Raw genomic sequence first — 9,849 nt, forward strand, 5'->3', positions numbered from 1 at the left:
GTTCTTATAAAAACGGACACTAAAGCTCTATTATCTTACTTCAAATTTTGCTCCAGCCTCCAGCGCTTCTCCGTTCATGCGATAAATAGCATCAATGATATAATTCCGATAAGTCGCATTGCCGTCCAGTTCACTTAAACGGGCGTATGCCGTCTCCCCGGCCAGTCCCATCGCGCAGACTGCCGCAGCAGCTGCCTCAAGCGGCTGTTCCTGGTTGGCTGTCACAAAGGCCGCCGTCAGAGCCGAGAGCTGACAGCCGGTTCCCGTGATGGAAGACATCTCCGGACGACCGTTGTAAATGCAGTATGCCTTCTCCGCATCCGCCACAATGTCGATCGCACCGGTGATCGCAACGACCGCATTCATCTTTCCGGCAAATGCCTTCGCAAAAGCTGCCGCCTCGTCCAGATTTTCCTTCGTCACCCGGTCTGCCAGATCGGCATCCACGCCCTTCGTCGTCCCATTTCCAAGTGCCAGTGTCTTGATCTCCGAAATGTTCCCGCGGATCACGGTAAACCTGACTTCCTTTAAAAGCTGATTGGCGGTCTCTGTTCTGAGTTTCGACGCACCGGCGCCTACCGGGTCTAAAACTACCGGATGACCCAGCTCATTTGCCCGCTTTCCGGCAAGCAGCATGGATTCGATGGTCCGGCTGTTTAATGTGCCGATATTGATATTCAGTCCGCCGCAGATGGTCTGGATATCCGAAACTTCGTCCTTATCATCCGCCATGATCGGGGACGCGCCGCATGCGAGTACCACGTTGGCACAGTCATTGACAGTCACGTAGTTCGTAATGTTGTGGATTAACGGACATTTTTCTCTTACATTATCAAATATTTCTTTAAACATGTGCTGGCTTCTCCTCTCTCAGTGCTTCCTGCATTCCTGCTAAAATATTGGCTTTCTTTAAACTTAAAATCAGAACCGCGCTTATGATCGCGCCTCCCGCGGTCGAGATCAAAAACGGAACCACATAGGCATAGACAGCCAGTCCCGCCGCGCTCTTTCCCATCAGGAAAACCGCCACCGGATATGCCGCAAATCCGCCCAGAATGGACGTTCCAAGCACCTCACCGATCAAAGTTGCGAACACACTCTGCGTTTTCTTGTAAACCAGTCCGCAGATCAGGGCGCCAAACATACTGCCCGGAAATGCCATCAGACTTCCAAGTCCTAACAGATTTCGGATCAGCGCCGCTGCAAAGGCCGCTCCCAGTCCATAGCCCGGTCCCAGAAGAACGGCACACAGGATATTTACCATATGCTGTACCGGGGAACACTTACTTCCGAACACCGGAACGGAAAATAAACTTCCTACGACGGCAACGGCACAGAATACAGCCGCAATCGCCAGTTTTTTCGTGTTTGTCTTATTCATTTTTCTTCTCCTTCTTTGAAAATTTGCAACTGTTCTGTTTCTTTGATATTCTTGAACAGTTACGAACAATTTACGTTTTCTGCATGAAATTCGGTCGATACTCTCTGGTATCCTCTCACGCCGGAACACGGCTTCCCATCGCTGCCTACAAAGCCCAGGGCGCTCCCCCTCAGCTCGCCGCACACATGCGGAATACGTTCCCCCTTTCAAAGAATTTAATTTTAAAAGAATGTGCCCTGGCACATTCCCGCGCCGAGCGCGGTTGCTTGCGACATGATTCCCTTCCGCCGCAGTGCGATCCCGCCCGGTAGGGCTTTTTATATAACAGGAAATTTCAACGGATTTTCCTGTTATATGAAAAAACAGGAGATACCCCTGCGGATATCTCCTGTAAAAATTCATCTCATGACTTCCTACGACGGCATTATCCGCATCAGGTTAAAGGGTCGAAGTTCGATTACTTCCTCTCAGCCCGCCAACGAGCTCCCCTGTTTTTATCAAATTTGCAATGTTTCCCTGCTGAACCATCGCCAGACTTATTATAACGCATCTGGCGGAATTTTCAAGTGTGACTTTCTGGTACACTTTTATCCCCTATCCTTTCACGATCAAGGTCAGCGTAAGCGCCCGCCAGATTCCGGTGAGTCCCATAATGCCACCCAAAAGAATCGCTAATGGGATCCTGAGACCGGTAAATGTAATGCTGAGCAGACTGCAAAGGCGCGTCTGCAATCAGCTGAGGCGTTCCATTCGTGTTATTACACAAATCCCCCAAAACCTCTACACAACTCACTACACACTTTTTTACACAATTCGCATAAGAAGATATAATAAATTGCAACAAGTTATATAAAAAAGTATCAAAAAACAGTACACAAAAAAGTGCTGAAACCCTGCATAAATACTGGGTTTCAGCACTTTCTAATAAGTTATATGAAGTTACAACAAGTAGTTCGCTTACTGTGCCATCTGCTTTGCAACTTCCTCTGCAAAGTTCTCTTCCTTCTTTTCGATACCTTCGCCAGTCTCGAAACGAACGAACTTCTTAACAGTGATCTTCGCACCATTCTCTTTAGCAACCTGAGCTACATACTGAGCTACGCTCTGCTTGCCATCCTCAGCCTTAACATATACCTGATCCAGAAGGCAGATCTCTTTGAGCTCTTTCTTGATACGACCCATAACCATGCCGCTGATGATCTTGTCGTTTGCGTCCGGCTTCTCGTTCTTAGCTGCTACAGTCAGGATCTCTTTCTCTTTTGCGATGTAATCTGCATCTACTTCGCTGTCGTTGGTGTACAGCGGTTTCAGAGCTGCAGCCTGCATAGCTACGTTCTTAGCCATCTCTTTGATTGCATCGTTTACAACGTCAGTCTCAACGTCTACCAGAACGCCGATCTTGCCGCCTGCATGGATATAGGAAGCAACGAAACCATTCTCCTCAGCTAACTGAGCAAAACGACGGATCTTCATGTTCTCGCCGATGATGGAGATCTGGGAAGACAGAGCCTCTGCAACTGTCAGGGACGGATCCTTTGCCCATTTTTCAGCCAGGAATGCGTCAATATCTGCTGCGCTTGTGTTCAGCGCCTGCTCAGCAACATCAGATACATAGTTCTGGAACTTCTCGTTCTTAGCTACGAAGTCTGTCTCTGCGTTTACTTCTACTACAACTGCCTTCTTTTCATCAGCGGTAACCTTAGTCATAACGATACCCTCTGCTGCAATACGGCCAGCTTTCTTAGTAGCGCCTGCAAGTCCTTTTTCTCTCAGGAACTCAACAGCTTTGTCCATGTCGCCATCTGTAGCTGCAAGAGCTTTCTTACAGTCCATCATACCAGCGCCTGTCATTTCACGTAACTCTTTTACCATTGCGGCTGTAACTGCCATCTTAAATCCCTCCGTGTATATAAATTCAGGTACACGTTCGTATACCCGCGCGGAGCACGCTTTTATGCGGAAAACCGCGGCGTGCTCCTGGTCTTTTGGTTTCAGTTTTTAATTTTGGGGTTAATTAAGCCTCTGTAGCCTCTGCTTCGCCCTCTGCTGCAGCTGCCTCAGCCTCGCCCTGCTTAGCTTCGATAACAGCGTCTGCCATTCTGGAAACGATCAGTTTTACGGCACGGATAGCATCATCGTTACCCGGGATTACATAATCCAGCTCTTCCGGATCACAGTTAGTATCGATGATACCGATCAGCGGAATACCCAGAGTATGAGCCTCCTGTACGCAGATTCTTTCCTTCTTCGGATCTACTACGAAGATAGCATCCGGGATCTTCTTCATATCTTTGATACCGCCCAGGTTCTTCTCCAGCTTCTCCCACTCTTTTTTCAGCTCGATAACTTCTTTCTTCGGCAGAACGTCGAAAGTTCCGTCCTCAGACATAGCCTCGATCTGTTTTAATCTAGCGATACGGCTCTGGATGGTCTTGAAGTTTGTCAGCATACCGCCTAACCATCTCTCGTTTACATAGAACATACCACATCTCTCAGCCTCGGTCTTGATAGCGTCCTGAGCCTGCTTCTTTGTACCAACGAACAGGATTGTGCCGCCGTCTGCTGCGATATCGGATACTGCCTTGTAAGCCTCATCTACTTTACCTACAGATTTCTGAAGGTCGATGATGTGGATACCATTTCTCTCGGTGTAGATGTACGGAGCCATTTTCGGGTTCCATCTTCTGGTCTGGTGTCCAAAATGTACACCTGCTTCGAGTAACTGCTTCATTGAAATAACGCTCATGTTTCTTTCCTCCAATTTTGGTTTTTCTTCCGCCGTCTTCTCATGCTTTCCGCGGGGACTCATAATGAGCACCGTCCTGCGCAAATCCGACCGGCGTGAATTTTCAGCCTTTATACTATATCACAGGCAAGGTATACATGCAAGTGGAAATTAAAAAAATCACGCATTTTCCTTCATTTTTCTTCGTTTCTTGAATTTCTTCCAGCAAGCATATACGGAATGATAATACAAAGCCTTCAGTAAAAACTTTTAGCAATTCTATGTAAATTAAAAGCGGGCTCCGAAAACCTCGGAACCCGCATAAATCCTAGAAATAAAAAAGAGCGCGAGACGGGACTCGAACCCAACCTTTACTTAAAAAACATATTATTTATAGGAGGTTTTAGGACTGCTCTTCTGTATTCAACCCCTTACTCAACCCCACATAAAAATAGTATATTCGATGAAGACTGTCAAGGGTGCCTTTGGCACAACGCTTGCCCTTGATAGGCTGGATTTTAAGCATAAGAATATATCGAAAATGGAATAAACCAGAAAGGTCTGCTATCCCTTTCTGGCTTAATTACTGATTTTTTGCATATTAAAAACTTCATAAATATAGTATCATTTTGGGATCGTCCCTATTAATAATGTGGTATATTATATTTATCAAGAATGCTATACATACCAGATACATCCCCTACATCAGCATATTTATCAAATAAATCACCATCTGACTTGGTAATATAGTATGTGCCATTTTTATTAATGATAGGAACCATGCCCGATTTGCTAGCCTCCATTGATAAGACTGTAAGACAGTTAGAGCTAGTGTCGGCACCAGTACTTCCGTTAGCTAAGGTTAACCCTCCCCCACAGGAAAACTCAACATAACCAGGAGTCATTCCTAAAACTCCTACGGCACCGGTGTCATAGTTGGTAGGATCACTGTAATATTCTACCCCATTAATGGTTACTTTCAACATATCATGCTCTACCCCATTAAGAGCTCCGGTAGAAAGTACAGCTTTAATGTTACACTTCTCACATAACGCTAATGTTAAAGCTGTATAATCACCGCAGACACCTTTGCCATCTCTGATCGTATAAGCGATATGAGGATTCTTGTAATTGATATCGTAAGTAAGGAATCCACAAACCTTGTTGACGATAGCCGTATATCTAGCCATCTCATCCTGGATGTCAACGATATCTCCCTTATTCGCCTCCGCCCACGCTCTACAATCAGCTACAGCTTCAGCCTGCCACCACTGTGTAGTGCCGTACATACTATCGTACTCGCCAGCAGATAATCCTTTAGGAACGATCCATGTTGGCTCCTCTGCTGCGAAAGATGTTAAACTCATTCCAAGTGTCATAGCTGCTGTTAGAGCTACTAATGCTAATGTTCTTTTCTTCATTTTATATATCCCCCCCTCATATTTTATAATCGATAGTGTGCAAAAATCTTGCATTTCTTTACATTTCTTACTATACCATAGTGCCATGTAATAATCAAGCGCAGAGTCGCAATATTGCGACCAAATATTTGACTGAACATTTTATAATGCACTCAATCAAGTATTTGGAGGTGCTACGTGACTACCGATTCTAAAGTAAAATCCGATAACGCAATTTCATTAGGCAGTAATATTAAAAAGTTACGTCTTGAACATTCCTATACACAGGCTTATATGGTTCGTCAGATGCAGCTTCTTGGATGCAACACCACCAAACAAAATTATTCAAAATATGAAAAAGATTTAGCCCATATTTCCGCTAGCGAATTAGTTGCCATTGCAAATATCTTTAACATCTCCATCGATGTACTTTTCACTTTCGTGTAACATTCCTATCTTTTTCATCCACTCCGTACACTCCATACAATAATAAATCTTGCAAAGATACGTAAAATACTCTTCTGGATCAGATGGCATATTCATTTCAATAAGTCCGCTCTCTTCTGCGCATTTTTTTAATGCTTCTAACATTATTTTCCAAAGTTCTTTATGTATATCTTGTTCGTATGGTGCTTTAAAGTTATCATAAAATAAATTATTCATATCTAGCTTTTAATAAAGAACATCATTTATATCAGGATGATTTTCTATTCTTCCAGAATGGGCGGCATATTACCCCGCTTGTAATAAGTAACTGCATTCGAAAATATTGCCATCACATTAATATAAATCAAAAAGGGATTCACAAAATCAGAAAAACATATATTTCTGCTTTGCTTGATTCGGGCATCAATATTAATGAGATTCGCAAACAAGTCGGGCATGAGGACGAACGAACGGCTTTACATAATTACAGCTTTAACCATATTAAACAGCTCAGAATGAGGCAGATATGGAACGGGCACTTTCTTAAATTAAGTCAACCCTACTCAACCCCGGAAACAGAATGTAAAAAAAAAGAAGCCGGAATCCTTTGAAATTAAAGGTTCCGGCATAAAATGAAAAAGAGCGCGAGACGGGACTCGAACCCGCGGCCTCGACCTTGGCAAGGTCGCGCTCCACCAACTGAGCCACTCGCGCATATTTGTAAGAATCGGGGTGACAGGATTCGAACCTGCGACCTCCTGGTCCCAAACCAGGCGCTCTAGCCAAGCTGAGCCACACCCCGTCATCCACGTTTATATTTGATTTTCTTGAACGTTTATATACCTTCAAAACTGCACACTGAATTTCTTCTACTTTCTATCTTTCATCCTTCAGGAAATAACTTCCTCTTACCTATCCAATTCTTAACCATATCCTTTTGGTTAAGCCCTCGACCGATTAGTAACAGTCAGCTTCATGCATTACTGCACTTCCACCTCTGCCCTATCTACCTCGTCGTCTTCAAGGGGTCTTACTACTTGCGTATGGGATATCTCATCTTGAGGGGGGCTTCACGCTTAGATGCCTTCAGCGTTTATCCCGTCCCGGCTTGGCTACTCTGCCATGAACTTGATAGTTCAACAGATACACCAGAGGCCAGTCCACCCCGGTCCTCTCGTACTAAGGGCAGCTCCTCTCAAATATCCTACGCCCGCGCCGGATAGGGACCGAACTGTCTCACGACGTTCTGAACCCAGCTCGCGTACCGCTTTAATGGGCGAACAGCCCAACCCTTGGGACCTACTTCAGCCCCAGGATGCGATGAGCCGACATCGAGGTGCCAAACCACTCCGTCGATGTGAACTCTTGGGAGTGATAAGCCTGTTATCCCCAGGGTAGCTTTTATCCGTTGAGCGATGGCAATCCCACTTTCTACCACCGGATCACTAAGTCCTACTTTCGTACCTGCTCGACCCGTCGGTCTCGCAGTCAAGCTCCCTTCTGCCTTTGCACTCTTTGAATGGTTTCCAACCATTCTGAGGGAACCTTTGAGCGCCTCCGATACCCTTTCGGAGGCGACCGCCCCAGTCAAACTCCCCACCTGACATTGTCCCACCTCCGGGTCACGGAGGTTGGTTAGAAATCCAGTACCACAAGGGTGGTATCCCAACAGCGACTCCGACAAGACTGGCGTCCTGTCATCAAAGTCTCCCACCTATCCTGTACATGCAGTACCGAATCCCAGTATCAAGCTAGAGTAAAGCTCCATGGGGTCTTTCCGTCCTGGCGCAGGTAACCAGCATCTTCACTGGTATTTCAATTTCACCGGGTGCATTGTCGAGACAGCGCTCAAATCATTACGCCTTTCGTGCGGGTCGGAACTTACCCGACAAGGAATTTCGCTACCTTAGGACCGTTATAGTTACGGCCGCCGTTTACTGGGGCTTAGATTCAAAGCTTCGATTGCTCTAACCTCTCCTCGTAACCTTCCAGCACCGGGCAGGCGTCAGCCCATATACCTCACCTTTCGGTTTCGCATAGACCTGTGTTTTTGCTAAACAGTTGCTTGAGCCTATTCTCTGCGGCCACATCTCTGTGGCACCCTTTATCCCGAAGTTACAGGGTCATTTTGCCGAGTTCCTTAACAATGCTTCTCCCGCCGGCCTTAGGATTCTCTCCTCATCCACCTGTGTCGGTTTACGGTACGGGTACATATCACACAATAGCGGCTTTTCTCGACAGCTCGAATCCCGGACTTCGCTACTTTAATTCGCTCCGCATCACGTCTTCGGCTTACTAAGCGGATTTGCCAGCCTAGCACCTACCTCGCTTGCCCTGGTATCTTCATTCCCAGGTTCCGGTATCTCTCTGTGTCCCCACAGTTCTGATGATATGCAGTACAGGAATTTCAACCTGTTATCCATCGACTACGTCTTTCGACCTCGCCTTAGGCCCCGACTTACCCAGAGCAGATCAGCTTTACTCTGGAAACCTTAGATATTCGGCCTGGAGGATTCCCACCTCCATCTCGCTACTCATTCCGGCATTCTCTCTTCTTAAAAATCCACAGCTCCTTATCGGTACTGCTTCGTCTCTTTAAGAATGCTCCTCTACCAATGTATAATTACATTCCTAAGCTTCGGTGTTGTGTTTTAGCCCCGGACATTTTCGGCGCAGGACCTCTCGACTAGTGAGCTATTACGCACTCTTTGAATGTGTGGCTGCTTCTGAGCCAACATCCTAGTTGTCTTCGAAATCCCACATCCTTTTCCACTTAACACACACTTTGGGACCTTAGCTGTAGGTCTGGGCTCTTTCCCTTTTGACTACCCAACTTATCTCGTGCAGTCTGACTCCCGTACATCATTTATGCGGCATTCGGAGTTTGATATTCTTCGGTAGACTTTGACGCCCCCTAGGAAATTCAGTGCTCTACCTCCGCTAAACTAATACGAGGCTAGCCCTAAAGCTATTTCGAGGAGAACCAGCTATCTCCGGGTTCGATTGGAATTTCTCCCCTATCCACACCTCATCGCCACCCTTTTCAACGGATGTGCGTTCGGTCCTCCATTCCCTTTTACGGGAACTTCAACCTGGACATGGATAGGTCACCCGGTTTCGGGTCTGCACATGCTGACTTTACGCCCTATTAAGACTCGCTCTCGCTTCGGCTCCGGAGCTTTACTCCTTAACCTCGCCAGCATCCGCAACTCGCCGGACCGTTCTACAAAAAGTACGCGGTTGCACCTTAACGTGCTTCCACAGCTTGTAAACACAGGGTTTCAGGTTCTCTTTCACTCCCCTCCCGGGGTCCTTTTCACCTTTCCTTCACAGTACTATGCGCTATCGGTCACTAAGGAGTATTTAGCCTTGGGGGGTGGTCCCCCCGAATTCCCGCAAGGTTCCACGTGTCTCGCGGTACTCTGGATCCTGCCGCTGCTTATCGTTTTCATGTACGAGGCTTTCACTCTCTCTGGCCGGTCTTTCCAGGACCGTTCCATTAACGAATCAGCTCACTTATGCAGTCCGTAACCCCAGAGTGCACGCACTCTGGTTTGGGCTCTTCCCATTTCGCTCGCCGCTACTTTGGGAATCGATGTTTCTTTCTCTTCCTCCGCCTACTTAGATGTTTCAGTTCAGCGGGTTCCCTTCCATACGTTATGTATTGGCGTATGGATGACTGAGGTCTTCTCAGCCGGGTTTCCCCATTCAGATATCTCCGGATCAATGGATATTTGCTCCTCCCCGAAGCTTTTCGCAGCTTATCACGTCTTTCATCGGCTCTTAGTGCCAAGGCATCCACCCTGCGCTCTTATTAGCTTAACCAATTGATTCACACCGCGGGTACGGTGTTCCTCTCAGATGCATAGCGTTGCATCTTTGGCTTATGGTGTTTACAATTAATAATTGCTTGTTTT

6 protein-coding genes, 2 tRNA genes, 1 rRNA gene and 1 riboswitch are annotated in these 9,849 nt (G+C 46.5%); all 9 genes read right to left on the reverse strand.

The genetic code is table 11. The features are described from left to right. Positions 1 to 30 precede the first annotated feature (30 nt). Positions 31 to 852 carry a hydroxyethylthiazole kinase gene (thiM, locus tag DW739_RS04620; protein ID WP_117796325.1) on the reverse strand — a complete coding sequence of 274 codons (822 nt, stop codon included), beginning with the start codon at positions 850 to 852 and terminating at the stop codon, positions 31 to 33. Beyond that, positions 845 to 1,381 (reverse strand): energy coupling factor transporter S component ThiW, encoded by a 537-nt coding sequence (gene thiW / locus DW739_RS04625; RefSeq protein WP_117796324.1) that lies wholly within the window; start codon positions 1,379 to 1,381, stop codon positions 845 to 847. Before thiW ends, thiM begins: the two co-directional genes overlap by 8 nt. Before the next feature lie 393 nt (positions 1,382 to 1,774). Continuing rightward, positions 1,775 to 1,881: riboswitch (TPP riboswitch) on the reverse strand. A 457-nt stretch (positions 1,882 to 2,338) separates the two neighbouring features. After that, on the reverse strand, positions 2,339 to 3,271 hold the full coding sequence (tsf, locus tag DW739_RS04630) for a translation elongation factor Ts (RefSeq protein WP_117796323.1): 933 nt from the start codon (positions 3,269 to 3,271) through the stop codon (positions 2,339 to 2,341). A 124-nt stretch (positions 3,272 to 3,395) separates the two neighbouring features. Beyond that, the gene (gene rpsB, locus DW739_RS04635) at positions 3,396 to 4,127 is read right to left on the reverse strand and encodes a 30S ribosomal protein S2 (RefSeq protein ID WP_022359217.1); all 732 of its coding nucleotides are present in this window, start codon (positions 4,125 to 4,127) and stop codon (positions 3,396 to 3,398) included. A 623-nt stretch (positions 4,128 to 4,750) separates the two neighbouring features. Next, positions 4,751 to 5,527, reverse strand: a complete 777-nt coding sequence (locus DW739_RS04640; protein WP_118749484.1) for a transglutaminase domain-containing protein — start codon at positions 5,525 to 5,527, stop codon at positions 4,751 to 4,753. Positions 5,528 to 5,893: 366 nt separating this feature from the next. Next, a complete protein-coding gene (locus tag DW739_RS14780) occupies positions 5,894 to 6,169 on the reverse strand; it encodes a hypothetical protein (protein ID WP_147355507.1) in 276 nt (91 codons plus the stop codon). Between the two features lie 404 nt (positions 6,170 to 6,573). Further along, a tRNA-Gly gene (locus tag DW739_RS04655) sits at positions 6,574 to 6,646 on the reverse strand. 13 nt (positions 6,647 to 6,659) lie between these two features. After that, positions 6,660 to 6,734 (reverse strand) — tRNA-Pro (locus tag DW739_RS04660). A 135-nt stretch (positions 6,735 to 6,869) separates the two neighbouring features. Next, a 23S ribosomal RNA gene (locus DW739_RS04665) occupies positions 6,870 to 9,757 on the reverse strand. Between the last annotated feature and the right edge of the window lie 92 nt (positions 9,758 to 9,849).

Source organism: Clostridium sp. AM28-20LB (assembly GCF_003480665.1).
In the GTDB taxonomy this organism is placed as follows: Bacteria; Bacillota; Clostridia; order Lachnospirales; family Lachnospiraceae; genus Otoolea; species Otoolea fessa.

Excerpts from the sequence above, each read along its gene's own strand:
- thiM (WP_117796325.1), bottom strand. The coding sequence starts at position 852 with ATGTTTAAAGAAATATTTGATAATGTAAGAGAAAAATGTCCGTTAATC.
- thiW (WP_117796324.1), bottom strand. The coding sequence starts at position 1,381 with ATGAATAAGACAAACACGAAAAAACTGGCGATTGCGGCTGTATTCTGT.
- tsf (WP_117796323.1), bottom strand. The coding sequence starts at position 3,271 with ATGGCAGTTACAGCCGCAATGGTAAAAGAGTTACGTGAAATGACAGGC.
- rpsB (WP_022359217.1), bottom strand. The coding sequence starts at position 4,127 with ATGAGCGTTATTTCAATGAAGCAGTTACTCGAAGCAGGTGTACATTTT.
- DW739_RS04640 (WP_118749484.1), bottom strand. The coding sequence starts at position 5,527 with ATGAAGAAAAGAACATTAGCATTAGTAGCTCTAACAGCAGCTATGACA.
- DW739_RS14780 (WP_147355507.1), bottom strand. The coding sequence starts at position 6,169 with ATGAATAATTTATTTTATGATAACTTTAAAGCACCATACGAACAAGAT.